Source organism: Stenotrophomonas rhizophila (assembly GCF_003751305.1).
Taxonomy (GTDB): Bacteria; Pseudomonadota; Gammaproteobacteria; order Xanthomonadales; family Xanthomonadaceae; genus Stenotrophomonas; species Stenotrophomonas rhizophila_B.
On the sequence record NZ_RJKV01000001.1, the window covers coordinates 1,649,292 to 1,673,893 of the forward strand.

Annotated in this window: 25 protein-coding genes; 14 read left to right on the forward strand and 11 right to left on the reverse strand. The window is 66.6% G+C overall.

Annotation, left to right across the window (positions count from 1 at the left end; genetic code table 11):
- Positions 1-43: 43 nt before the first annotated feature.
- The 9 genes from EDF74_RS07390 to EDF74_RS07430 all read left to right on the forward strand — a co-directional run bounded on the left by EDF74_RS07390 (position 44) and on the right by EDF74_RS07430 (position 10,385).
- On the forward strand, positions 44-1,279 hold the full coding sequence (locus EDF74_RS07390) for a fimbrial protein (protein ID WP_123729752.1): 1,236 nt from the start codon (positions 44-46) through the stop codon (positions 1,277-1,279).
- Positions 1,264-2,616, forward strand: coding sequence for a CpaF family protein (locus EDF74_RS07395; protein ID WP_123729456.1), 1,353 nt, complete (start codon positions 1,264-1,266; stop codon positions 2,614-2,616). Before EDF74_RS07390 ends, EDF74_RS07395 begins: the two co-directional genes overlap by 16 nt.
- A 2-nt stretch (positions 2,617-2,618) precedes the next feature.
- Entirely contained in the window at positions 2,619-3,560 is a 942-nt protein-coding gene (locus tag EDF74_RS07400; protein WP_123729457.1) for a type II secretion system F family protein, read from the forward strand.
- A gap of 37 nt (positions 3,561-3,597) precedes the next feature.
- The gene (locus EDF74_RS07405) at positions 3,598-4,548 is read left to right on the forward strand and encodes a type II secretion system F family protein (RefSeq protein ID WP_123729458.1); all 951 of its coding nucleotides are present in this window, start codon (positions 3,598-3,600) and stop codon (positions 4,546-4,548) included.
- Between the two features lie 5 nt (positions 4,549-4,553).
- Entirely contained in the window at positions 4,554-5,444 is an 891-nt protein-coding gene (locus EDF74_RS07410; protein WP_123729459.1) for a Flp pilus assembly protein TadD, read from the forward strand.
- Complete coding sequence (locus EDF74_RS07415; protein ID WP_123729460.1) at positions 5,441-5,878, forward strand: DUF3613 domain-containing protein; 438 nt, start codon at positions 5,441-5,443, stop codon at positions 5,876-5,878. The genes EDF74_RS07410 and EDF74_RS07415 overlap by 4 nt, the downstream gene beginning before the upstream one ends.
- 13 nt (positions 5,879-5,891) lie before the next feature.
- Positions 5,892-8,063, forward strand: coding sequence for a TadG family pilus assembly protein (locus EDF74_RS07420; RefSeq protein ID WP_123729461.1), 2,172 nt, complete (start codon positions 5,892-5,894; stop codon positions 8,061-8,063).
- A gap of 93 nt (positions 8,064-8,156) precedes the next feature.
- Positions 8,157-8,876, forward strand: a complete 720-nt coding sequence (locus EDF74_RS07425; RefSeq protein ID WP_123729753.1) for a DUF2968 domain-containing protein — start codon at positions 8,157-8,159, stop codon at positions 8,874-8,876.
- A gap of 120 nt (positions 8,877-8,996) precedes the next feature.
- Complete coding sequence (locus EDF74_RS07430) at positions 8,997-10,385, forward strand: serine hydrolase domain-containing protein (RefSeq protein ID WP_123729462.1); 1,389 nt, start codon at positions 8,997-8,999, stop codon at positions 10,383-10,385.
- 20 nt (positions 10,386-10,405) lie between these two features.
- Here EDF74_RS07430 and EDF74_RS07435 read toward each other — a convergent pair whose 3' ends face one another.
- A complete protein-coding gene (locus EDF74_RS07435) occupies positions 10,406-10,828 on the reverse strand; it encodes a hypothetical protein (RefSeq protein ID WP_148045925.1) in 423 nt (140 codons plus the stop codon).
- 140 nt (positions 10,829-10,968) lie between these two features.
- Positions 10,969-11,436: a GNAT family N-acetyltransferase gene (locus EDF74_RS07440; protein ID WP_123729464.1), complete on the reverse strand. Its 468-nt coding sequence runs from the start codon at positions 11,434-11,436 to the stop codon at positions 10,969-10,971.
- A gap of 29 nt (positions 11,437-11,465) precedes the next feature.
- Between EDF74_RS07440 and EDF74_RS07445 the strand changes: the two genes are divergently transcribed.
- Positions 11,466-12,329, forward strand: a complete 864-nt coding sequence (locus tag EDF74_RS07445; protein ID WP_260232204.1) for an AraC family transcriptional regulator — start codon at positions 11,466-11,468, stop codon at positions 12,327-12,329.
- A 74-nt stretch (positions 12,330-12,403) separates the two neighbouring features.
- The gene (locus tag EDF74_RS07450) at positions 12,404-13,042 is read left to right on the forward strand and encodes a LysE family translocator (RefSeq protein ID WP_123729465.1); all 639 of its coding nucleotides are present in this window, start codon (positions 12,404-12,406) and stop codon (positions 13,040-13,042) included.
- Between the two features lie 61 nt (positions 13,043-13,103).
- Here the strand turns inward: EDF74_RS07450 and EDF74_RS07455 are convergent, their stop codons facing one another.
- Positions 13,104-15,827, reverse strand: coding sequence for a TonB-dependent receptor plug domain-containing protein (locus EDF74_RS07455; RefSeq protein ID WP_123729466.1), 2,724 nt, complete (start codon positions 15,825-15,827; stop codon positions 13,104-13,106).
- Between the two features lie 163 nt (positions 15,828-15,990).
- Here EDF74_RS07455 and EDF74_RS07460 point away from each other — a divergent pair, with 163 nt between their 5' ends.
- Positions 15,991-16,707: an MgtC/SapB family protein gene (locus EDF74_RS07460; protein ID WP_123729467.1), complete on the forward strand. Its 717-nt coding sequence runs from the start codon at positions 15,991-15,993 to the stop codon at positions 16,705-16,707.
- Between the two features lie 74 nt (positions 16,708-16,781).
- Here EDF74_RS07460 and EDF74_RS07465 read toward each other — a convergent pair whose 3' ends face one another.
- The 4 genes from EDF74_RS07465 to EDF74_RS07480 all read right to left on the reverse strand — a co-directional run bounded on the left by EDF74_RS07465 (position 16,782) and on the right by EDF74_RS07480 (position 19,730).
- A complete protein-coding gene (locus EDF74_RS07465) occupies positions 16,782-17,549 on the reverse strand; it encodes a SapC family protein (protein WP_123729468.1) in 768 nt (255 codons plus the stop codon).
- Positions 17,550-17,632: 83 nt separating this feature from the next.
- Positions 17,633-18,409 (reverse strand): CDP-diacylglycerol diphosphatase, encoded by a 777-nt coding sequence (locus EDF74_RS07470; protein WP_123729469.1) that lies wholly within the window; start codon positions 18,407-18,409, stop codon positions 17,633-17,635.
- Positions 18,410-18,508: 99 nt separating this feature from the next.
- The gene (locus EDF74_RS07475) at positions 18,509-19,135 is read right to left on the reverse strand and encodes a decarboxylase (RefSeq protein WP_123729470.1); all 627 of its coding nucleotides are present in this window, start codon (positions 19,133-19,135) and stop codon (positions 18,509-18,511) included.
- 100 nt (positions 19,136-19,235) lie between these two features.
- Complete coding sequence (locus EDF74_RS07480; RefSeq protein WP_123729471.1) at positions 19,236-19,730, reverse strand: DUF1543 domain-containing protein; 495 nt, start codon at positions 19,728-19,730, stop codon at positions 19,236-19,238.
- Between the two features lie 171 nt (positions 19,731-19,901).
- Between EDF74_RS07480 and EDF74_RS07485 the strand changes: the two genes are divergently transcribed.
- Positions 19,902-20,207, forward strand: a complete 306-nt coding sequence (locus tag EDF74_RS07485; protein WP_123729472.1) for a hypothetical protein — start codon at positions 19,902-19,904, stop codon at positions 20,205-20,207.
- Positions 20,208-20,246: 39 nt separating this feature from the next.
- Here EDF74_RS07485 and lldD read toward each other — a convergent pair whose 3' ends face one another.
- The 4 genes from lldD to EDF74_RS07505 all read right to left on the reverse strand — a co-directional run bounded on the left by lldD (position 20,247) and on the right by EDF74_RS07505 (position 23,289).
- Positions 20,247-21,446 carry an FMN-dependent L-lactate dehydrogenase LldD gene (gene lldD, locus EDF74_RS07490; protein ID WP_123729473.1) on the reverse strand — a complete coding sequence of 400 codons (1,200 nt, stop codon included), beginning with the start codon at positions 21,444-21,446 and terminating at the stop codon, positions 20,247-20,249.
- 98 nt (positions 21,447-21,544) lie between these two features.
- Entirely contained in the window at positions 21,545-21,976 is a 432-nt protein-coding gene (locus EDF74_RS07495) for a VOC family protein (RefSeq protein WP_123729474.1), read from the reverse strand.
- A complete protein-coding gene (locus tag EDF74_RS07500) occupies positions 21,973-22,431 on the reverse strand; it encodes an MgtC/SapB family protein (protein ID WP_123729475.1) in 459 nt (152 codons plus the stop codon). The genes EDF74_RS07495 and EDF74_RS07500 overlap by 4 nt, the downstream gene beginning before the upstream one ends.
- 99 nt (positions 22,432-22,530) lie before the next feature.
- Positions 22,531-23,289: an SDR family NAD(P)-dependent oxidoreductase gene (locus EDF74_RS07505; protein WP_123729476.1), complete on the reverse strand. Its 759-nt coding sequence runs from the start codon at positions 23,287-23,289 to the stop codon at positions 22,531-22,533.
- 207 nt (positions 23,290-23,496) lie between these two features.
- Here EDF74_RS07505 and EDF74_RS07510 point away from each other — a divergent pair, with 207 nt between their 5' ends.
- Positions 23,497-24,591 (forward strand): alkene reductase, encoded by a 1,095-nt coding sequence (locus tag EDF74_RS07510; protein ID WP_123729477.1) that lies wholly within the window; start codon positions 23,497-23,499, stop codon positions 24,589-24,591.
- The last annotated feature ends 11 nt before the right edge of the window (positions 24,592-24,602 follow it).

Here is a 24,602-nt window from a genome sequence, read left to right on the forward strand (position 1 = left end):
CATGTCCACCGCCCTGCAGCTTGTCCACCCCCAGGATGCGTCGATGAAGCTCGTACTGTTCGCGCCCGATCGCGAGCTGGCCACGCTGTTGTCGGCGTTGCTGCCGTCGCTGGGCGTGCAGTGGCTGGACAGCGCGGCGCCGGCCTCGGCGCTGGAACCGCTGCGCGATACCGGCTGCGTGGTGCTGCTCGATTTCCGTCATCAGCACGCGGTGTTTTCCGCAGCGCTGACCCGTCAGCTGCAGGCGCAGGCACCGGAGCTGCCACTGGTGGCGATCGGATCCACCCATGCCGAGCACATGGACGGCGTGGTCGCCGCGCTGCGAGCGGGGCTGCGCGATCTCCTCGATCTGGACGGTGCGCCGCAGGAAATGGAGGCGGTGCTGCGCCGCGCCGCTGCACTGGCCCTGCGCGGCGAGGGCGCCGCCACGGCCGCGCTCCCGGCACCGGCCAAGGCGCGGATGGTGCTGCTGCTCGGTGCCCGCCCCGGCGTGGGCAGCAGTACGCTGGCTGCGCACCTGGGCGTACTGGACCAGCAACTGGCCGCCAGTCAGACGCCGCCACCCGATGCCGCACACCCCGGCAACCATCTGCTGCTGTTGGACCTGGGCCAGCCCACCGGCGATGCAGCGCTGTACCTCAATGTCGACGCGACCTTCCACTACGAGGATGCGCTGCGCAACGTGGGTCGGATCGATGCCACCCTCGTCCGCACCGCGATGGCGCAGCATCCCACCGGGCTGACCCTGCTGGGCCAACCACCGGGCATGGAAGGCACCGCACTGGCCGATCCGGGCATGCTCATGCAGCGCCTGCGCGGGGTCTTCCATACCGTGCTGTGCGATCTGGGCGGCATCTGCCCGCGCCAGTTGCCGATCTCTCTGCTCAACAGCGCCGACGAAATCTGGCTCATCGCCGATCAGTCGATCGGCACGCTGGTCTCGCTCGATCAGCTGCTGCGCCACCTGGAACAGGTCGGTGCACGCGACGCCCGCCTGCAATTGGTGATCAACCGCCACGACGATGCCAGCGGACTGAGCCCGGACCAGATCGCCGCGCGCTTCTCGCTGCCCCTGCTGGCCACCCTGCCCGACCGCGCCGCCCTGCGCTCCAGTGCCAGCCATGGCCGCCTGTTGCTTCAGGATGCCCCCCGTGACCCGTATGTGCGTGCCCTTGCCCCGCTGTTGTCGCACCTGGACCCGGCGGCTCCCGCGCCGGCCAGGGGCTGGCGGGAACACCTCGCCCTTCGCCTGAGTGGTTCCCCATGGAAGACAAAGTGACCCCGTTCCCTTCCGGTGCCACGCGTGCCGACGCCGGTCCCGAACCGGACGGCCAGCCGCCCTCGTTCGAGCAGTCCGAGCAGTACCAGAAGGTACTGATCGCCGCGCATGAGCACCTGCTCAACAGCATCGAGGATGAGCGCATCGACATCGACGCGTGGGCGCCGGATACCGTGTCGCGCTATGTGCACGCGCAGACCGCCGGCTTCGTCCACGAATGGCGTATCCCGATCAACGAAGCGGAGAAGGACATCGTGGCCAATGCGCTGGTCAAGGAGCTGACCGGCTTCGGCCCGCTTGATGACCTGCTGCACGATCCGGAGATCGAGGACATCCTGATCAACGGCTACAAAGACATCCACGTCTCCCAGGGCGGCATGCTCAAGCGCGCGCCGCAGCGCTTCAGCGATGACAGCCACCTGCTGCGCATCCTGCGCCGCATCCTGGCCCCGCTCGGGCGCCGCCTGGACGAATCCAACCCGATGGTGGATGCCCGCCTGCCCAATGGTGGGCGCCTCAACGCCATCATCTCGCCGCTGGCCGTGGATGGGCCGATGGTCTCCATCCGCAAGTTCCGCAAAGACCCGTTCACGCCGGACGAGCTGCTGCGCATGGGCACCTTCGACCGGCCGATGCAGGCACTGCTGCACGCGATGGTGCTGGGCCGCTGCAACATTCTCGTGTCCGGTGGCACCAGCTCGGGCAAGACCTCGCTGCTCAATGCACTGGCCAACTACATTCCGGCCAATGAGCGTGTGATCACCGTGGAGGACACGGCCGAGCTCTCGCTCAACCACCCGCACGTGGTGCGACTGGAAAGCCGAATCGGCGGTGCCGACGGCAACGGCGCGATCAGCATCCGCGATCTGGTCCGCAACAGCCTGCGCATGCGCCCGGACCGGATCGTGGTCGGCGAAGTGCGTGGCGCCGAAGTGCTGGAAATGCTGCAGGCGATGAACACCGGGCATGACGGATCCATGGCCACCATCCACGCCAATTCGCCGCGCGACTGTCTCTACCGCATCGAGATGCTGGCCGGCTTCGCCGGTTTCCAGGGCAGCGAGGACAGCCTGCGCCGGCAGATCGCCAGTGCCATTGATTTCATCGTGCAGATTTCGCGTCTGGGCAGCGGCCGCCGGGTGCTGGTCTCGATCACGGAAATCACCGGCGTCACCGACAACATGATCGCGACCCAGGAGATGTTCCGCCACGAAGTGCAGCTCGATGCCGACGGCAAGGAATACGACCGCTGGGTCGGGCTGGGTTTCCAGCCGCATTCGCACAAGCTTGAGCCGTTCCGTCGTCAATTGCGCGAAGCGCTCGGTGGAGGTTTCTGAGCATGGTCACGGTCCTGCTCCTGTGCAGTGCGGCGCTGGTGCTGGTGGCGCTTGCCGTCGGCCTGTGGAGCAGTGCCAGTGCGCGCGAGCAGCGCCGGCTCTCCACGCAGCACGCCGAGCAGCGCCTGACCCGGGCCTACAGCGCACCGCGGCTGGCAGGGCTGGGCGACGCGCCCGCACCGATGCCGGTCAGCAGCGCCGTGCCGGCCGGTGCGCCGTGGGACGCACTGATGCGCCGTGCCGCCCTGCCGACCGGCTGGCGGGTACCGTTGCTGATCCTTGCGGGCGCCGCGTTGCTGGCATGGATCACCGCCGCACGCCTGGGCACTGCGTGGGCGGTGCCGATCGTCCTGGTGCTGAGCGCATTGGCAAGCGGGTTCTGGATATCGCGACGGATCTCTCGCCTGCAGTCCAAGCTGCTGCGCCAGCTGCCGGACTTCCTGGACAACCTGGTCCGCCTGGCGGCCCTCGGCAACAGCCTGCAGATGGCCTTCCAGACCTCGGCGGCACAGGTGCCGATGCCGTTGCGCGGGCTGCTCGACACGACGCTGTCCTACACGCGCAGCGGGCTGGACCTCGATCGTGCCCTGGCGCAGGCCGCCCAGCCCTATCGGCTCGAAGCGTTGAACGTGCTGTCGGTCGTGCTCGGGGTCAGCGTGCGCATCGGTGGGCGTGCCGACCAGATCCTGCAGCGCATGGCCGATTTCATGCGCGACCTGGATCAGGCTCAGCAGGAACTGATGGCCACCACCTCCGAGACGCGCATGTCGGCGTGGGTGCTTGGCCTGCTGCCACCGATCAGCGCCGTGCTCATGGCGATCACCAGCCCGGACTTCTTCCAACCCATCATCCACGAGCCGCTCGGCCACAAGCTGCTGCTGTGGGCGCTGGGCCTGGAAATGATTGGCGGCTTCCTGCTGTACCGCCTGGCGAAATCGATATGACAGGTCTTCGCAGCACGCCTGCCCAAGGGGGCCATCGATGACCGCCGATCACTGGTGGATCGCGGCCCTGCTGGCGCTTGCCGCCGGGATCGCCCTGCTGGGCCTGCGCGGCTGGGTGGTGAGCAACCGTGATCAACGCAGCCAGCAGGCCCTGCAGTCCGCCCTGCGCCCCCGCGATGCCGCAGCCACACCAGCAGCGCCGCCCACGCCCAGGCGGTCGCTGCGGCAGCACTGGCTCGATGCTATCGCCGCGTTCGGCGAGCGCTTCAACGGCGGGCGCATCGAGGCTGCCCTGCTGGCGCCGGAAGATCGTCTGCTGCTTGACCAGGCCGGGTGGAACACCCAGGCCGGTACCGCGATCTTCCTGGGTCTGCGCGTGCTGATCGCCGTGGCCACCGTACTGGCGGTGCTCGCCTTCAATGAGAGCACCGGCTTCAGCCGCGTCATGGTGATATTCGGAGCACTGGCGTTTGGCATCCTGTTGCCCAAGTTCGCCCTGCGTGCATGGGCCATGCGACTGCGCAAGCAGGTCCGTGCCGAACTGCCGCTGCTGATCGACCTGCTGCGCCTGCTGCAGGGCGTCGGCTTCAGCATGGACCAAAGCCTGCAGACGCTCGGCGACAAGCTGCGCAACGCCATTCCGGTGCTCGGCCGTGAAATCCACCAGGCCAACCTCGCCTACATGCACGGGCGCAGCCGCGAGCAGTCACTGCGCCGGCTGGGTGAATCCTTCGATGACGAGGATCTGCGCAGCCTGGTGCAGCTCATCCTGCAGGTCCACGCACACGGCGGCGCGGTGCAGGAGCCGCTGCGTCAGTTCAGCCTCCGCCTGCGCGAACAGCGCCGGTCCACCCTCAAGGAGAAGGTCGGCAAGCTCTCCGTAAAGATGACCGTCGTGATGATGTTGACGCTGCTGCCAGCGCTGATGCTGGTGCTGGCCGGCCCGGCCATCATCGCCCTCGCCTCCGCCCTGACCAAACTGGACTGACCACCATGCGCCATGCCGTGCTGTCCCGCGCCTGCCTGCTGCTCGCCGCCACCGTGGTGTGCGCCGCGTGTTCAAACATGCGCAACGGTTACCGCCAGGACCCGATGGCGCTCGCCTCGCCCGAGGTCCCGCCGCAGGATGACAAGCAGCTGTATGCCGAGCTGATCGCCAAAATGCAGCAGCAGGGCGCGTACTACGCCTCGCTGGCGCATGTGGATGCCTACCGCCAGCGCTATGGCGACAGCCCGCAGCTTCGACTCTTGAACGCTGACGCCCTGCGCGAGACCGGTCAGCGCGAGGCTGCCGTGGCCATGTACAGCAGCCTTACCAACGGGCCGCAGGCCGCCGCCGCCTGGCACGGGCTTGGCCTGATCGCCGCCCGTGATGGTGACGCTGCCCGCGCCGAACAGGCGCTGGCCCGCGCCGTCCAGCTGCAACCACTGAACACCGGCTACCTTGGCGATCTTGGGTTCGCGCGGCTTCGCGCGGGCGACTGGTCGCGCGCGCAGGAACCCTTGGCCAAGGCCGCCGAGCTGTCTCCGGGCAGCGCCAAGGCGAATGCGAATCTGGCGGTGTGGGCTCTGCTGCGCGGCCAGAATGAGATGGCCGAGACGATCATGCGCAATGCACGGCTGACCGATGCAGCACAGGCCGAAGTCCGCCGCCTGGCCGACCAGCTCCGCCAGCAGGCGCCCCCCGCCCCCTCGATGCAACGCGCCCCGGCCAGCGTGGCAGCAACGGACGTCACGCCCACACCCCGCGCCGCGCGAGTGCCCGCAGCAGCACGCCGCGTCGCGCTCGATACCGAACGCCGCAGCAGCGCCGACGCGCGGCTTGCCCCGTCCATGCTCGAGCGCTTCGGCGCCTCCACCCCTGCCAGCGAGATCACCCCATGACCCGGTTGCCACGTCTTTCTGCCCCGCTGCGGCGCGTTGGGACGACCACGGTGCTTCTGGTCGCTGTGCTGCCCGCGCTCGCGGCTGCGCAGCAGCCCCCCCTGACGGGCCAGATGCTGGGGGGACACAACGCCGCCCCAGCCGCCCCTGCGCCACTCCCTGTCGCTCCGCCGGCAGGACCTGCCGCGCTCCCCGCGGCGAGCGCGCCGGTCGAGCGGTACACGCCTCCGCCACCGCCATCACGGACCGAGATCGGCCAGACCACCCGCGATCTGCTGCGCATGCAGGCCGAAGGAGCACACGCCGGGCCGCGCCTGCCCATCCTGGGCGATCAGGCCGCCGCCAGCTACCAGCGCTACCTGAAAAGCTTCGAGCATGAGATTCCCGAGTTCCTCAAAACCAGCGTGAAAAAGGACGTCAGCGGTACCAACTAGGGAGGTTGAGGCCATGTACCAGTCCAGCGCCCGTGCGCCGCGCCCCTCCAGGCAACGGCTGCGCGGCGGGATGTCGGTCACCATGATGCTGGTCCTGTTTGGCTTGGTCGGCATGCTCGGCCTGGTGGAAGTGGGCTATCTGTACTGGGCCAAGCGTGATGCGCAGAAGGTGGTCGATCTGGCCGCGCTCGCCGGTGCGCAGCGGCTGGACCTGTGCGCTGCCGACCACCGCGACAACAGTGCCGCACGCGGCAACGCAGAGGGCGACAACGGCTTTGCGGGCACGCTGACGATCCAGTGCGGCAACTGGAATCCCGCGCACAGCAGCCATGATCATTTCACCGTGACGCTGGATGCGGGCAACCCGCTCAATGCGGTCAAGGTCGAGGCGACCCGCTCGATCGTGCCGTTCTTCGGCCAGAACGCCCGCCTGCCGATGATCCGCGCACAGGCGGTGGCGACGCGCGCACCACCAATGGCCGTGTTTTCGGTGGGCTCGCAGCTGCTGCGGGTCAATGGCGGTACGCCGCTGGGCAACGTGCTCAGCCTGGTCGGAGTGAACCTCGACCAGACCACCCTGCTCGGCTATGACGGTCTTGCCCAGGCTACGATCACCCCCGGCGGCCTGCTCCAGGCACTGGGCATTCCGGTAAAAGCCGATATCGGCGTCGCCGAGTTCAACGCGCTGCTGGCTGCCCATCGCGTGTCGCTCGGGCAACTGCTCGATGCCACGGCCACGGTGCTCACCAACAGCGGGGTCGCCAACGTGGATCTCACTGCACTGCGCGCTGCGCTCGCCGCACGGATGGATCTGAACCAGCTCAACGTGCAGCTCGGCAGCACCGACAGCACGGGCGGCCTGTTCGCGCGCGTCGTGGCACCCGAGGGCCCTGCATCGCCCGCCCTGCAGGCCGACGTCAGCGCGCTGGACCTGATCACCACCAGCATCGGCATCGCCAGCGGCGGCAATGGCGTTGCAGTGAACAACCTGGACATCCTGGGCCTGGTCCAGACCCGTGCGGCGATCATCGAGCCGCCATCCATCGCGATCGGTGGGGTCGGCACACGCGCTTACAACGCACAGGTCCGGTTGAAGATCCACATCGATACCGCCGGAATGACGCTGCTCGGACCGGTACTCAGCGGGCTGGGCATCCGCCTCAATCTGCCGATCCATGCCGACGTGACCAACGCGATGGGCACGCTGGAATCGCTGCAGTGCGGCGCCACCCCGCCCACCGCGACGGTGCGTGTGCAGTCCTCGCTGCTGCGCGCCTGCGTCGGCAAGGTCGGCGAAGCGAATCAGTTCTCCCAACGCAACGTCTGCGATGCCGGGCTGCAGAACGAACAGCTGCTGACCCTGCTCGGCGCGCCGCTGGTGACCGACAAGATCATGCTCGATACGTTGACGCACACCGAGAGTGTCACCCTGGCCGCGGGCGAGACCGCCTCCACCCGCTTCAACCAGGCCCAGGTAGGCGCTGCGGTTTCCGGGCTGGTGAGCGAGCTGCTGCGCGTGCTGAGCAATGTGGTCACCCCGGGCAAGCAGGGCAGTACCGATGCCGCCACGGCCACCCGCCTGGCAGATCAGTATCTCAAGGCAGCCAATCCGGGTAACGGGTTCTACGATGCAAAAAAAACCATCGAGCTGCTGCGCAATGGTGATCCGGCCCGTGGCATCGGTGCGTTGGGTGACTGGGACGTCCCCAACGGCGTGCCCTATCCGTGCGGCCTTCTGAATCTTGAAACCTGTTTCAAGCCGGGCTCGGTCTGGGTCGGTTACAACGCCACAGTCACCGGTGAAGGCATGGGCGGACTGAGTGGTGTACTGGGCCCCATTCTCGGCGGATTATTGATCAACCGCTGCAACAGCCTGCTCAGCACGCTGCTCAACTACAACAACTGCGTCAAATCCAATCTGACCTCGTACCTGCAGACCCGGCCCGGTGGTCTGCAGGACCTGGGCGGCGGCACCGGGGTGACCGACCCCGGCACCGATCAAGTCCGGTGCAGCGGCCTGCTGTGCCTGGCACTGACACCGGTACTGGAAACGCTCAAGCCACTGCTCAATGGCGTCGGCACACTCCTCTCGCAGACGCTTGGGCAGATACTCGGCGTGGAGCTGGGGCGGACCGACGTGCACATGCAATCGATTCAATGCACGCCGGCACAGTTGGTTTACTGACGCAGTCGTGGAATGCAGACCGGGGGAAAGTGCATGCTAGACTCCGGCTGGGGACATTACTTCACTGATAATCCACTTGTGGATGGCCTGAATATGCGAGAGAGAAAAGGGGTTGCTTCAATCGTCACGCACACGCTGACCGGTGGAATGGTTGTGCTGCTGTCGTTGAGCGTTGTACCGCAGGCGCTGGCCGCGCGCGCGACGCGTGCCGAGCCGGCGGTCGACGCCGAAGCGCGCCAGGCGCCGGCGGTCCGCAATACCGTGGACGAACTGCGCCAGCTGGTGGACTCCAAACAGCTGACCGAACTTCGGACCACCTATAACGGCAGTTATGGTGCCAGCCTGCTGTTCAATACCAGCACGCTGAATTACTACGTGGCGCTGTTCCACGAGAAAGACTTCTGGCGCGTGATCAAGACCGATTCGGTGGACAACGCCGAAAAGGTCTACCGCACGTTCGTCGAACAGACCGAACAGCTGGCCCAGGTGTATATCGACACCACCCGCCTGCAGGCCGGCAAACGCTATACGGAAAACCTGGTCGCCTACAACGAAGAGCGCCTGCGCAGCCTGCAGCAGGAAGCGGATCTGCAGCGCCAGCAGTCGCTGCAGGTCAGTGCCGCGCTGGAACAGGCCAAACAGCAGGCGGTCAGCCTGAGCACGGACCTGCGCAGCAGCCACAGTGAACTGGACGCGTTGAACCAGCGCATCCAGACGCTGCAGGCCCAGCAGCTGAACCCGGCCCTGTCGCTTCCCTCGGCCGAGGCGGCCACCTCGCAACCAGCGCCGCAGGGCAACCCGGGCAGCCCGTAGCGGCACTGAACGGCCTGCCTCGACAGGCCACCTGACGGACGGCGCCGATGGCGCCGTCTTTCTTTGGGGTGCAGTACCCTTGGCGGCGCAGACGTACTGCGCCTCAGCAAGGAGTGCACCATGCCTGTTTCACGTCCTCGCATCACCCTGTCGCGCGCACGCTGGTCACAGGCATCATCGCGCGCCCAGCTGGCCGCGGCGCTGGTCGCGATGCTCGCGCTGCCAGGTGCCACCGCGGCTGCCCCGGTCTCGCCTGCCTCATCACCGCTGTCGGCAGAAGCCTCCGATCCGAAACGGCTTGGCTGGATGCAGGGCGCGCCGCCGCCGGAAGACAAGCGCATCCGCTACACCGACGACGACTATTTCAGCTTCCCCAAGCTGCGCTGGACGGCCTGTCACTTCCGTCAGCTGATGCCCACCGTCGGCGTCAGCCGTGGCCCTGGCGCTGCCCGTGCGCTGCCGCGCCGGCTGGACGACGCGATCGATGCGTTGCCATTTACACCCACCGGCAGCAACACCCGCATGACCTGGGCGCAGTCGTTGGCCGCCAACTACACCGATGGCATCGTGGTGCTGCATGACGGCGTGGTGGTGTACGAACGTTATAGCGGCTGCCTGGACGAGCTCGGCCAGCACGGCGCGATGTCCGTCACCAAATCGATCACCGGGCTGCTCGGTGAAATGCTGGTCGCGGAAGGCGCGATCGATGAGACCCAGCGTGTCGGCGCGATCATTCCCGAATTGAAGGACAGCGCCTTCGGTGATGCCACGGTCAAGCAGGTGTTGGAGATGACCACCGCGCTGCGCTACAGCGAAGACTACGCCGATCCCAATGCCGAGGTCTGGGCGTACGCCGCCGCCGGCAGCACCCTGCCCCCGCCCGCCGGCTACACGGGCCCCCGCAGCTACTACGAGTACCTGCAGGCCGTGCAGAAACAGGGTCGCCACGGCGAGGCGTTCGGCTACAAGACGATCAACACCGACGCCCTCGGCTGGATCATCGCCCGCCGCACCGGTCAATCGGTGGCGCAGTTGCTGCAATCGCGGATCTGGCAACGTATCGGCGCCGAGCAGGACGCCTATTACACCGTCGATTCCACAGGCACACCGTTTGCGGGCGGTGGCTTCAATGCCGGCCTGCGCGATCTGGCCCGGGTTGGACAGCTGCTGCTCGACGAGGGCAAGGTGGACGGCCAGACCGTGGTCCCCGCCGCGGCGATCGACCGGATCCGCGCCGGCGGCGACACGCAGGCCTTCGCCAAGGCCGGCTATCCACAACTGCCGGGCTGGAGCTATCGCGGCATGTGGTGGATTTCGCACAACGACCACGGTGCCTACATGGCGCGCGGCGTGCATGGCCAGGCGCTGTACATCGATCCCACCGCACGGGTAGTGATCGCGCGGTTCGGCTCGCACCCGGTGGCCGCCAACAGCGCGAATGACCCGACCACCCTGCCGGCGTTCGATGCCGTGGCTCGATATCTGATGGAGCGCCACCGGGGGCAGTGATCGTTCACGATGACTGGACCTCAGCGGCAGGCATCGTGCACCAGGTCATCCATCTTCCGGCTCAGCGCCAGGCTCGGCCGGTCGCCTGCCTTGCGGTAGGTCACCTCGCGCTGACGGCGCGCGGCGGCGCAACGGACCGGATCGGCATGCACGGAGATGACGGCACCCCGGATGGCAGGCAGCGGCCGCAGGCCGGGCCGCTGCGATCGGCGCGGGCGCACCGGCGTCGCTTTTTCGCGCTGTCTGGCCTTGAGCGACTGGCGAAGCGATTCGATGTACAGCGCATTGGCCCAGGTATCGGTCGCCGGCGGCATCTCGCGGATGCGCTCGGTCGGGCCTGTGCAGGGCATGGACTGGTACTGGCGGAGGCCATCCACGACACAGGTATGTACCTGTCGCGGCGCAGGTAGGTTCACGACAGCACCCATCATCATGGCGAACATCCACACAGGCATGGCTCAGCTCCATCCAGGATGGCTGCAGCATGGCTTCGTCCCGTGGCCCATGGCCGTGACCGACCGCACGCTGGCCGCGCGATGCGCAGGATCCCGACACGGAATCACTGCCACGCCCTACGCACCTGTTACGGCGCCGCACCCACGTGCAGTTCCAGCACTTCATCGCCCAGCGCATCGATTTCGCCGGTCGGCCGCCAGCCCAGGTAGCGGTAGAACCCATGCGAGCGTACCGCCGGATCGGCCGCGCACCCCAGGATCAGACGCGCATGCCCGGCCTGCACCAGATCGGCGATGGACAGATCCAGCAAGCGCCGACCGATGCCCTGCCCTTCATACGCCGGGAGCAATGCGAGCACCACGATCTCGCCGCCCTCGCGATCGCCGAAGCAGTAGCCGACCATACGTTCGCCATCCAGCGCGATATGTCCCGGCAGTCCGCCGTCACGGATACCGGCGGCCCAGCTGTCTTCGGTGATGCCAAGCTCGGCAAGGTCGGCCGCGGAAAAGGCATTCTCGCGGGTGCGGCCACGCAGATCGATGCAGGCAGCGGCATCGTCGGGTAGCGCGCGGCGGTAGTGGATGTGATTTACCATGGCGCATGGACTGCAGTAAGTTTCAGGCGGTGAGCATACGCGACGCGCCGAGCGTGCGCAGCCCACTCGCCAGCGATATGACCTCGGCGGCGGAGTTCTGGCGCGATCCTCGCCTGCCGTGGGTTGAGTCACGCCGCGCGTGCAACAGCCGGGCCTGTTACCGCCCGCACAGTCACCCCACCTGGTCGATCGGCGCCGTGGATGCGGGCGAGAGCATCTTCAGCGGCGCTCCGGGCGGACAGCACCGCCTTCAACCGGGCACGTTGGTCATCGTGCCGGCGGACCGTGTACATGCCTGCAATCCAGCGCCCGACACCGCCTGGAGCTATCAGATGCTGCATCTGGATGCGGCATGGGTGGAGGCAGTCAGTGCAGACACGCAGCCGCCCGACGCAGACGCCGCAACAGCGTCGTTGATCCGGATCGAGCGCAGCGCGGCGCGCTATCGGATGTTCTGCCACATGAATGCGCTGCTGTTCTCCAGTGCCGATCCTGCGGAAAAGGAAGCAGCGGTCGTCGCTTTCATCGACGACCTCGACGTCGCCGCCGCGACACCGGTTCCTGCCCCGCACGCAAGCCCGCAACAGCACCGGCGACTGCAGCCGGCATTCGCCCTGCTGGACGCCGCGCCGATGTCGAGCGTATCGCTGGACGATCTGGCCAGCTGCACCGGTATGGACCGCTACGCGATGATCCGTGCGTTCCGCACTGCCACCGGACTTACGCCACATGCCTGGCAACTCAACCGGCGGATCAATGTCGCCCGGGAGCGGCTGGGTCAAGGGCAACCGCTGGCCGAGGTCGCACATGCCCTCGGCTTTGCTGACCAGAGCCATTTCCAACGCCTGTTCAAGGCCCACGCCGGCATTACCCCAGGCCGCTATCGCCGCTGAGTGCCGCGCAATATCGTGCAATACGTCATCACGCAACACCGGCACAGTGATGCGCCCCGTTGACGCCAGCCCTCATGGAACAGTTTCTGCTCGTTGCTGCCGTGCACTTTCTGGCGTTACTGTCGCCGGGCCCGGATTTCTTCCTCATCGCACGCACGGCGATCCATCAGGGCTGGCGCATTGCCAGCGGTGCGTGCCTCGGCGTGGCGCTCGCCAATGGTGCCTATATCGCGCTGGCATTCTCCGGAGTAGCCGGGCTGCAACCGGACAGCGTGCTGTTCCAGCTGATCCAGGTGGCCGGATGCGTCTTCCTGCTGTATGTCGGCGTGCTGTTCCTGCGCCATGCGGGGGCAGCGACGCTGCGGGCTCCAGCAGGGCAGCCGGCCGTGTCGTCCCGCCCAGCACCAGAATCCGCGTGGTTCCGTGCCTTCGGGCTCGGCGCAATGTCCGCCCTGCTCAACCCCAAGAATGCCCTGTTCTACGCCAGCCTCGCGGCCATGTTGAGCGGGCCGGACAACGGTGCCGGAACACGGTGGTTCTACGGGGTGTGGATGTTCTCGGTGGTGCTTGGCTGGGACCTGCTGATCGCCGGTCTGGCAGGACGCGCCGCGGTGATGGAACGGTTCAACGACGCATTGCCGTGGATCGAGCGCCTGTCTGGTGTCCTGCTCATCGCCCTGGCCCTGGCGGTGCTGGGCAGGATGGTGATCTGAGCCCCAGCGATACGTCCGCCCCAAACGCAGCGGGCCCGGCATTGCCGGGCCCGCGAGGCGATCACAGAAAGCGGTAGTCGAACTCCAGCCACAACTGGCGGCCGTAAGGGTCGTAGTTGCCGACCGGATAGAACGGCCAGCCACCACCGTTCTTGTCCGCCGGTGGGCGGCTGTCACGCAGGTTGTTGACGATCAGGCCGAGCGTGGCGTTGTCATTGAGCTTGCGGTACAGGCTCGCGTTGTAGGTCATGTACGGGGCAATGCGGCCGCTGCCGTCGGTCCTGGGCAACGAGCCGTAGCGCATGCCGTACAGGGTGGCAGTCCAGTCGTTGATCGCCCAGGTGACGCTGCCGTTGACCTTGCTGCGCCACTGATAAGAATCCAGCGAATTGCGCTGGTCCTGCACGTCATCGCCGGCAAACTGGCGGTAGCTGTGATCGATCACCAGCGAGTACGCCACACGTGCCGAGAAACGACCGTAACGGCCCGCATCCCAGCGCATCGTCGACTTCAGGTCGATACCCCGCACGGTTTCGGAGGCGGCGTTGATCGGATTGATCAGCACGCGCACCACCTGGTTGGGCTGCACGGCGGCATCGGCCGGGTTGCGGATCACCCGACGCAGCGCGTCCTGGCACTGTGCCGAGCCGATATCGCGTGCGTCCCCGCCGACGGTCTGGCCGAGGCGGCAGTCCGCTTCGTCCTTCAGGATGCGGGTCGCATCAAGGTTGGTGACCTCATCGTCGATGCGGATGTCGTAGTAGTCCGCCGTGAAGTCCAGGTTGGCCGAGGGCGACCACACGAAGCCCAGGCCATACGATGTGGCGGTTTCCGGCTGCAGCTGCGGGTTGGCGCCGCTGGTGTAGTCGATTGCCAATCCGCTGAAATCGCAGTCGTCATACGCCTGGCCTGCACTGCGGCACCGCCAGTAGTCGGTCATGCCGGGGTTGTAGCCACGCGTTTCGGTCGCGAACACGTAGTTCATGTCCGGCGCACGGAAGCTGGTCGCCGCACTGGCGCGCAGCAGCAGCGTATTGAACGGACGGAACTCCAAACCGGTGCTCCAGGTCGCCTTGCCCAGGTGATCACCGGCCGCACGGTACTGGTCATAACGACCGGCCACCGTGGCGGTCAGGCGCTCCAGCAACGGCAGCTGCAGCTCCACACCGGCCGCGTAGCGGTCACGCTCGCCACCGGCGGGGACGCCCGCGTTGAGGTTCCAGAACACGCCCTGCGCCAGCGCCGGGTCCGGGCGGTTGCGGTAGCCCTGGCTGCCCGCTTCAACGACCGCTGCCAGCGCGGCACGGCCACCGGGCAGATCGAACAGTTGCCCGTTGACGCTGACGCTGGCCGTCTGCAGCCACGCGGCGTTGCGGCTCTCGTACCGGCCCGACAGGCCTTCATATTCGCCAGGGGTCAGCGGCTGGTACAGGCGCGACGGATCCGGTGCATACACCTCCACGCCGTCTCGGGTGCCGAGCTGCGGGCCAAGCAGGTACGTATTGATGTCGACCAGCAGGCCCGGGCGCTGCGTCTTGTTCTCATAGCGCGAGCGGCTGTAGGCCGCTTCGTAATCCCAGTCCGAACCGCCGATGCTGCCACGCGCGCCCACGTTGAACGACCAGGACTGCTCCAGGAACCGGTTGGCATTGCGCTGTACGCCGCCGATTTCTTCCGGTGCGAAACGCCGGTACCAGCTTTCCAACTGACCGCTGTTCTGGTTGTAGAAGTAATTGCGCGAGGAGGTCCAGCTCGGCGCACGGGTGTTGTTGTAGATGCGTGCGGTGCCGATGGCCGCATCGGCGAACAGTTCCTGGCGATCGTTCAAGCGCCAGGTCACCGCGCTGTACGCATCGATGTTGCGCTTCTCGGTCTGCACGGTCCAGAACGTGGGCGACGCTTCATTGCTGCCGCAGTACCAGCCCTGGCGCGGATTCTGCGCGCGGAACACGCTGCCACCGTACAGGGTGCTGGAGGCATCACAGCCGTTGGCACCGGGATCGATGTAATTATTGGTGGAGGCGTTGCGGCGATACGCCACTGCCGTCGCCAGCGGCGCCACGCCCCGCGGGTCATCGGTCAGCGAATCCATGAAATCGCGCTGCGAGCCGTAGATCGCCTTGCGGTTGGCGATCTCCAGGCCGAAGATCGCGTCCCACTGCTCGCCCGAGCCGCCGCCGACCGCCTGCAGGCGCTGATTGTCGCCGCCGCCCTGTTCGGTGGTGCCGGCGCGCACATTGATGCCGACGCCGTCATAGGTTTTCTTGAGGATGATGTTGACCACACCGGCGATCGCATCGGAGCCATACACCGCCGAGGCACCGCCAGCCAGCACTTCGATCCGATCGATCAGCGCGCTTGGAATGTTGGCCAGGTTGACCACATTGACCGAGCCTTCGTAGGCCAGCGGGTAATCCGACTGGCGGCGACCGTTGACCAGCACCAGGGTGCGGTTGGGGCCGAGGCCACGCAGATTGATGGTGTTGGCGGCCGGGGTGAACGTATTCCCGAAATCCTCACCCTGCACGTTGCCGGTGTTCTCGGTCAGCGCGCTGAGCGCTTCGAAGGCGCTGCGGTAGCCCTGGGCCTCGATCTGTTCCTGGGTGATCACGGTGACCGGGGAGGGGCCTTCCACGCTGGCGCGGGGGATGCGCGAGCCGGTGACCGTGACCGCATCCAGCTGCGTGGGCGGATCGGCGGCGTGGACCAGTGAACTCGCGCCAATCAGGGGCAACAACGACACAACCAGGACCCGCCGACGCAGCGGGCGATACAGCACAGACATGCAGATTTCCGGTAAATAAGAACGCGCCAGCGCGGGCAGGCCCGCGCCGGATCGTGGTGGAGAGAGGGTCGGGATTCTGCTGAACAGGCGGGAAAGGAGGAAATGACCGACCGGGATATGCTTATCGGGTTTTCGCCTAAGCCCTGCCCTGCAAGGACTCCACATGCGCTTCATCCAGACCTTCCAGCTGTATCCCTTCCTGGACACCGTGGTCAGCCTGGCGGCTGCCTTCGTGCTGGGCACGCTGATCGGCGCCGAGCGGCAGTACCGCCAGCGCACCGCCGGGCTGCGCACCAATGTGCTGGTGGCGGTCGGCGCGGCGGCCTTCGTGGATCTGGGCATGCGCATCGCCGGCAGTGTCGAGGCGGTACGGGTGATTTCCTACGTGGTGTCCGGGGTCGGCTTCCTGGGCGCGGGCGTGATCATGAAGGAAGGCATGAACGTGCGCGGCCTCAACACCGCCGCGACGCTGTGGTGTTCGGCGGCGGTCGGTGCGTGCACCGGTGCGGACATGCTGGCCGAGGGCGCGCTGCTGACGGTGTTGATCATCGCCGGCAACACCCTGCTGCGGCCCTTGGTCAACGCGATCAACCGCATCCCGATCAATGAGGCCGCCTCTGAAGCAACCTACGAGGTGCGCCTGAGCGTGGATCCTGCCGCCACGCCCCTGGCACGCGAACGCCTCGTCGACGCGCTGGAGGCCGCACAGTATCCGGTCAGCGATGTGCAGGTGATCGAGCACGGCGACGGCCCGATCGAGCTGGTGGCGATCCTGGTCAGCACAGCGGTCGCCGCCGACGAGCTCGACGCCGTGGTCGCTCGGCTGCAGCGTCAGCCGGGGGTGGTGCACGCCAACTGGGAAGTCAGCACCCGCGACTGATCGCGGCGCTTCCCGAACAACGAAAAACGGCGGCCCTGCGGCCGCCGTTTCTGCTACTGCCTGCGTGCCGGGACTCAGGCCTCGGCAGGCACCTGGCTCTGGCGGTTCACCAGCGCGCTGAAGCGCGCCAGCGAGCTCAGGTGGTGATGCACCAGGGCCAGCCAGCCGCTGCGGTGCCATGCCACGACGGTCTCGTCCGGCAACGCGGCGAACTTCTCCACATCCACCACCTGGAAACCGTTGACCGACATCTTCCGGCCATCGGCCAGAGTGACATCGATGTTGCGGTCGATCAGCAGCTCGTTCTCGATGAGGGCGGCCGTGAAGCGACGGGTATGCTCATGCTCGCGGGTGTAATCGCTGCAGAAACGCATCGCGTTGTCGACCAGCTCGGTCGCCTTGCCATCCTGGAACAGCGGCAGGCCTTCTTCGCTGTCGCCCTGGTTGACCTGCTTGGCGGCCGCATCCACGGCGAGCACGTAGTTGTCCGGCTCACCGGCCTGCATGAACACGAACGGATAGCGGCGCACATACGCCGGCACGTAGCTCTGTTCATCCCATACGCCATCGGCGACAAACAGATTGCGCTGGGACAGGCCCACGGCCACCAGCGGCATCGCATCCTGGCCGGTGAAGATGATCGGGTAGTGCTGCGCCAGCGAGCCGAACTCGCCGATCACGGCCGGGATCGCGTTGGTTTCAGCCGCGAAGTTCGCCGTTTCCGGCAGCAGGCGCCAATTGGCGTGCTCGTCCGAACGCAGCGGCACAGCCTGTTGGTAAAACAGCGGACCGGTGGCCTGGGACGGCGCAGCGGTGGGCGGAGTCGTGGTTTCAGCAGTCATGGAATAAGTCGAATACGACGCGCCAGTAAGCCCGGGCGCGAAAGCGGGAATCGCATTGAAAGGCCACTATAACGTGCCAGGCCTCAGAGCACGCCATCCAGCGGGCCTGCCGCACCTGTCAGGGCGGCGCAGGCGTGGTCCTGAAGCTCCTCACCGCTGGCCTTGTTGCCGGTATCAAGATCCAGCCGGGTTGCCAGAAGAAGGAAACCGGGCGCACCCGCCGCGTCGGTCTGCCCGGTCACCACCAGCGACCAGTTGCCGATATCGGCGGGGTCTTGCAGATAGTCGGCAAGCAAGCGGACCGGATTTCCCGTCAGCTCGGCACCCGGCAGGTGGCGGGCCAGATACGCATGCCCACGCAAGGGCTCGGGCAGCGGCTGCCAGGTGCTGCCGATGGCAGGCTGCAGCCGGCGCAATTGCGTCAGGACATCGGCCCGCAGGCAGTCCACGTGGATGTGCAGCTGGTGCTGGGAGCGTCCGTGGGGTGAGTTCAGGGCCAGGCTGGCCACGTCACGGGGTAACGGCCGACCCAGCGCCTGCTCGGTGTGGCTGCGGGCCGCCCAGGCAGCGGCGAAATAATTGGGTGCACCGGCCCGCAGCAGCGCCGGACTCTCGATGCCCGACACCCGATCCAGCGGCAGCAGCAGGAACTGATAGTGGCCGTGCGAATCCTTCAACAGGACGTCGCGTCGCCGTGCCTCGGCGGCGACGGCCAGGCAACTGCCACGGGGAGCTGACTCGCCGGCGCAGTCGCGCTGGATGATGCCCCACAGGGCGTCCGGATCGGGCTGGGGTTTTGCTGGCGGCAACATCGGCGTTGCGCAGGCGGTCAACAGCAGCAGCGCACAGGACAAGGACACTCGGGCGATCACGGACAGGCTCGTACAGGGATGCAGGCCCAGCCAGGCACTGCCGGCGGGCGGGCGCGATTGTACCGTGCCGTTTCTGTCGCTTCCGTGTCAGTAGGTGCTGTACGGCACCTCGACCACCACCGGGGCGGCGGGACCAGGCGGCTGCAGGGTGTAGCGATCCAGCGCGCCGTTGTCATCGGCGAACCGCTGCGACTGGGTCTGCAGGCGGTAGCTGGTCGCACCGAGCTTGATGTTGCCGCCCTCTTCCAGCGCGGCACCGGCCGGCAGCAGCAGCCCGCCCAGATCGCTGTAGGCCCCTCCGGCATCGGAGAAAACGTGGTCCAGCAAGGCGTCCTCGCGCTTCATCGCGAACACATGGCGGTCGCCATGACGCTGGTTGAAGTCCTCGTTGCCGAGCAGATCGGCAATCCAGACGCCCGGCAGGCGGTAGCGGGTTTCCAGCCCGATCGCATCGAGGCGCTCGCTGTCGACGACCAGGCAGCACACCGCCTGCTTGTTCTCACGGTCCAGGATCGCAAAACGACTGCCCTTGGCCACATCGCGCGGCAGGATCGCGAACGGCAGATTCTCCAGCAACGGCGATGCGCCATTGGCCGAATGCAGGTTGCGCCAGCCGCCAAACACCGGCGCCTCCGGCTCGGCGGCCGATACGCTGCCTGCCAAGGCCATTCCCACCGTCACGATCAAGGCGGCCGTGATCTTCCTGCTCTGCATACTCTGTTTCCGTTGGTGGACCTGTCGCGGCGATACCGCCGGACCTCACAAGACCGCGACACTATGCGCCAGCGACAGGCCGACGGGCAATCGGTGCCGCTCAGCCGATCACGATGTAGTCACTGACCAGGGTGATGCCCTGGTGGTCCCCGCGTTCGAGCTGCACGTGGCGGCCGCCGACCTGATCGATGGCGATGCAGTCATCCACTTCCAGCAGCGCATCGGTATGCGGCTTGAACCAGCTGGCATCGCGCAGCGCCTTGGCCTTGTGCTTGGCCTCTTCGACACTGGTGGCGACCAGCAGCCGATAGTCATGCGCCTCGCCCAGCGCGCCGGCGGCATACCCACCGAGATTGAGAAAATACAGCCGCAGCCCACCGACAGCCGGAGCCACATCGGCGAAGCGAACCCGGTACTCCTCCACCCCGTCCACGGCGAGCCAGCCATCGACATGCAACCCTTTGCGCTCGCCGAACCAGTCCTGGCGCAGCTGCGGGTAGGCGTCCTCGATGACATCGACGTTGGCGAAGGCCACATCGTGGACCTCGATCCGGGCGCGGGCGTGCCGCCCACCAAGCATGAACACGTGCAGCACCTGCGACTCCCGGCATGACCGATGTTGAGCGGGTATCCAGTGTAACGCCAGGCCGGCGGCGTCCTGCCCCGCGCGCGCGATCCACGCTGCGTCGAACAGTCGCGGTGGCCACCACACGTCCGTGCGCACCGCGGTGGTATGGTCGGCGCCTGACCCCGCAGGAGCGACCCGATGGCATCCCTTACCCGTTATCCCCTCGCCGCGATCATGTTCGCAGGCACCCTGTCACTGACGGCCTGCGTCAGCACGCCGGGGCCGGAAATCAAAGGGCCGGGCCTGTGCAAGGCCGACGCGCTGGGCTGGGCCGTGGGCCAGAAGGCCGACGAAGCCAACATGCGCAAGCTGCTGGTGCAGAGCGGCGCCGGCCTGATCAATCCGATCGGTCCGGCCACGATCACCACCCGTGACCTGCGCCAGGACCGCCTGCGGGTGTTCATCGACAAGGACAACGTCATCACCGCCGTCCGCTGCGAGTGATTCCACGCAGGTAGAGCCACCCCACGGGTGGCTTGGCCACTAGATGGCAGGGTTTTCGTGCAGCCACCCATGGGGTGGCTCTACCGGTGGTTGGCGCCGTTGGGTAGCGTCCACCAGCGAATCGGCACTGATATCGGCGATGGTCTTGGCGCCGGTAAGCGTCATCGCCACGCGCATTTCCTTGGCAATAAGATCCAGCAGATTGGCCACGCCAGCCCCGCCATGCGCGGCGAGCGCATACACGAACGCACGCCCCAGCAGCACGCTGTCCGCGCCGAGGGCAATCATGCGGACCACATCCAGGCCGTTGCGGATGCCGGAATCAGCCAGGATCTTCAGCTCGCCCTTCACCGCGTCCGCAATCGCCGGCAGCGCCCGCGCGGTGGACAGCACACCGTCGAGCTGGCGCCCGCCATGGTTGGAGACCACGATGCCATCGGCACCAAAGCGCACGGCATCACGCGCATCCTCCGGATCGAGGATGCCCTTGATCACCATCGGGCCAGTCCAGAACTCGCGGATCCACTCCAGGTCTTTCCACGAAATGGACGGATCGAAGTTGTTGCCCAGCCAGCCGATGTAGTCGGCCAAGCCGGTCGGGCTGCCGCGATACGTGGAGATGTTGCCCAGGTCATGCGGGCGGCCGAACAGACCGACGTCCCACGCCCAGCGCGGGTGGGTGACCGCCTGCAGCATGCGCCGTGCTGACGCGTGTGGGCCACTCATGCCCGAATGCGCATCGCGGTAACGTGCACCCGGCGTCGGCATGTCCACGGTGAACACCAGCGTGGTCACGCCGGCCGCCTTGGCCCGCTCCAGCGCATTGCGCATGAAGCCGCGGTCCTTGAGCACATACAGCTGGAACCACATCGGCCGATCGATGGCCGGGGCTACTTCCTCGATCGGACAGACCGACACGGTGGACAGGGTGAACGGAACTCCCCGGCTCGCTGCCGCCCGCGCCGCCTGCACCTCACCGCGGCGCGCGTACATGCCGGTCAGCCCGACCGGCGCAAGCGCCACCGGCATGGCCAGGCGCTCACCGAACAGCTCTGTTTCCAGGCTCAGATCGGACATGTTGCGCAGGATCCGCTGGCGCAGCGCGATGTCCGACAGGTCGGCAACGTTGCGCTTCAGGGTGTGCTCGGCATATGCGCCGCCATCGATGTAGTGGAACAGGAACGGCGGCAGGCGGCGTTGTGCCGCTGCGCGGTAATCAGTGGAGGCGGAAATGATCATGGCTCATCTGCGCTGGAACGGCCCCCAGTGAACCGCAGATCGCAGGGCATGCCAACCAGACCATTGGTCGAGCGCCTTTCCGGCCGCCCTGCGGGGTATCAGCCGCAGTCGCTGGAGCGACCCTTCAGTTCCACCAGATTGCCGTCGGGGTCACGCAGGCGCAGCGACAGCCCATCACCTTCCGCGCCGTAGTTGCGCTCGGCCTTCCCTTCCAGCGTGAGCCGCTGCCCCTCCAGATGCGCGCGCACGTCTGCCTCATCGAAGGGCTCCACGCGCAGGCACAGATGATCGAGGTTGCGTCCTTCGCGTCCCGGCGCCGCACCGCCCTTGACGCCCAGGGGGCCGTCCACGCTGACAAGGTCGATCATCGATTCGCCCGCATGCAGATGCACCATGCCCAGCGAAGGGCGCTCGCGGGCCACGGTGCAGCCGAGGATGTCGCGATAGAAGTGTACGGCCCGCGGCAGATCCTGAACGCGGAGCACCACATGGTCGATGCGCTGAATGTTGAACGGTCGTTCGCTGCTCATGAGGACTCCAGTTTCTTGGCGATACGGCTGAATACGACCAGCACGATCAGGCACAGCACACTCACACCCGTGGCGATCACGTACTCGCCGATGCCAACCGCGATGCCGATGGCGGCGGCCATGATCAACGAGCTGGCGGTGGTCAGTCCGCTGACCTGATCATCGCGCGAGCCCCGCAGGATCGTACCGGCCGCGACGAAGCCGACGCAGGCCACCACCGCTTCGATCAGACGGACCGGATCGACCTGCAGCAGGTCGCGGTAACGCTCTTCCTGGAAGTGTTCGGCGATGCTGTCACCCAGCCCGACAATCAACGCAGCCGCGCCTGCGATAAGCATGTGTGTCCGCAGCCCGGCGGCGTGCTTGCCCATCTCGCGCTCGATGCCGAGCGTGGCGCCCAACAGCATTGCCACGGCAATCCGCAGCAGGATTGATAGATCTTGTTCCAGTCCCATCTACGTCTCTCATCCGGCAATGAACGGAGCGTCGCAGACAGGGGCGTCTGAGGACCGTGAAGCCGACGGCAGGCCTTGGTGAGCCTGCCGTCGCAGGGCTTACTGCGCCAGATAACCGCCATCGATGGCGTAGTACGTGCCGGTCGCAAAGCCGGCGTCCGCGCTGGCCAGCCAGGCCACCAGGGCAGCCACTTCCTCCGGCTTGCCGAGCCGGCCAAGCGCATGCTTGCTCTCCAGCGCCTGCTTCACCTTCGGGTCCATCTTGTCCAGCAGCGGCGTGGCGATGAAACCGGGGCCCACCGCATTGATGCGGATCCTGTCCGCGGCATGTTCCCACGCGGCCGTCTGGGTCAACCCGACCACACCGTGCTTGGCAGCCGCGTAGGCGGAGGAGTTGCCGAACCCCACCTGGCCCAGGATGGAGGCCATATTGATGATGCTGCCACCCTTGCCCGCGCTGCGCATCGCCTGGATCTGCGCCCGCTGGCACAGGAACACGCTGTTGAGATTGACGTCGATGACGTTCTTCCAGCCATCCACCGGGTAGTCACCGCTGGCCGCGGACGGCCCGCCGATACCCGCGTTGTTCACTGCGATATCCAGCCCGCCGAGTTCCTCGACGGTCTGCTTCACCGCCGCTTCAACGGCGTGCTCATCGGTGACGTTCAAGGCGATGCCGATCGACTTCACGCCTTTCTTGCGCAGCGCCTCGGCGGTCTTCTCGACGGCGTCGGCCTTGAGATCCCACACCGCCACCGCCGCACCGGAATCGGCCAGCAGTTCAGCCACGGCCAGGCCAATGCCGGAGACGCCGCCGGTGACGATGGCGACCCTTCCCTTGAGTTGATAATCAATCATCGCGTTGTTCCTCGGGTTGGAATAAGGCTGCGGGCAGTGCCTGCCCATGCCTCGACCATACGCCGCGAAAACGTTACAGAACGTGCACAGCAGGCTCCGCAACAATCCTTCCCATCGCTGCAACGCACCTGGGCCTATGCTCGGGGTCGTACGCCCACATACCTGATTCCTCCGCCGATGGCGGCAGCCCTCCCCCAAGGTAAACCCATGACAGACTCCAATGACGGCAAGTTGTTCTCCCCCATCCGTCTGGGGGCCATCGACGTTGCCAACCGCGTCGCGATGGCACCGCTGACGCGCAACCGCGCGATCAACGACCGCATCCCCAATCCGCTTGCGATCCAGTACTACGAGCAGCGCGCCAGTGCTGGCCTGATCATTGCCGAGGCCACCCAGATCAGCCCGATGGGCCAGGGCTATCTCGACACGCCCGGCATCTACAGCCAAGCCCAGATCGACGCCTGGAAGAAGGTCACCGATGCGGTGCATGCACGCGGCGGCAAGATCGTGTTGCAGTTGTGGCATGTCGGCCGCATCTCGCACACCAGCCTGCTGCCCGAGGGCGAGGTCCCGGTAGCACCGAGTGCACTGCGTGCCAACACCAAAACGTTCACGGCCAAGGGCTTTGAAGAGGTTTCCGAACCACGTGCCCTGCGCTTGGACGAAATTCCCGGCCTGATCCAGGACTTCCGCCAGGCCGCGCGCAACGCGATCACCGCCGGCTTTGACGGCGTGGAAGTGCATGCCGCCAACGGTTACCTGATCGACCAGTTCCTGCGCGATGGCAGCAACCAGCGAACCGACGAATACGGTGGCAGCATCGAGAACCGCACCCGCCTGCTCGATGAAGTGGTCCGCGCGATCGTTTCGGAAATCGGCGCCGAACGCACCGGTGTGCGCCTGTCGCCGGTGACGCCTGCCAACGACGCGGAGGATTCCAACCCGCAGCCGTTGTTCGAACGCGCCGTGGAGCGCCTGGATGCCATCGGCCCGCTCGCCTTCATCCATGTGATCGAAGGGGCGACCGGTGGCCCGCGCGACAACATCGCCTTCGACTACGCCGCCCTGCGCGCCAAGTTCACCGGTGCCTGGATCGCCAACAACGGCTATGACCAGGCACGCGCGGAAGCCGCCGTGGCGTCGGGCTATGCGGACATGATCGCCTTCGGTCGCCCTTTCATCGCCAACCCGGATCTGGTCGAGCGCTTCCGTCTCGGTGTAGCGCTGTCCGAGCTGGACCAGGAGACGTTGTACGGCGGCGGCGCGCACGGCTATACCGACTACCCCAGCGTTTCCGGCTGATCCGCGCGCGG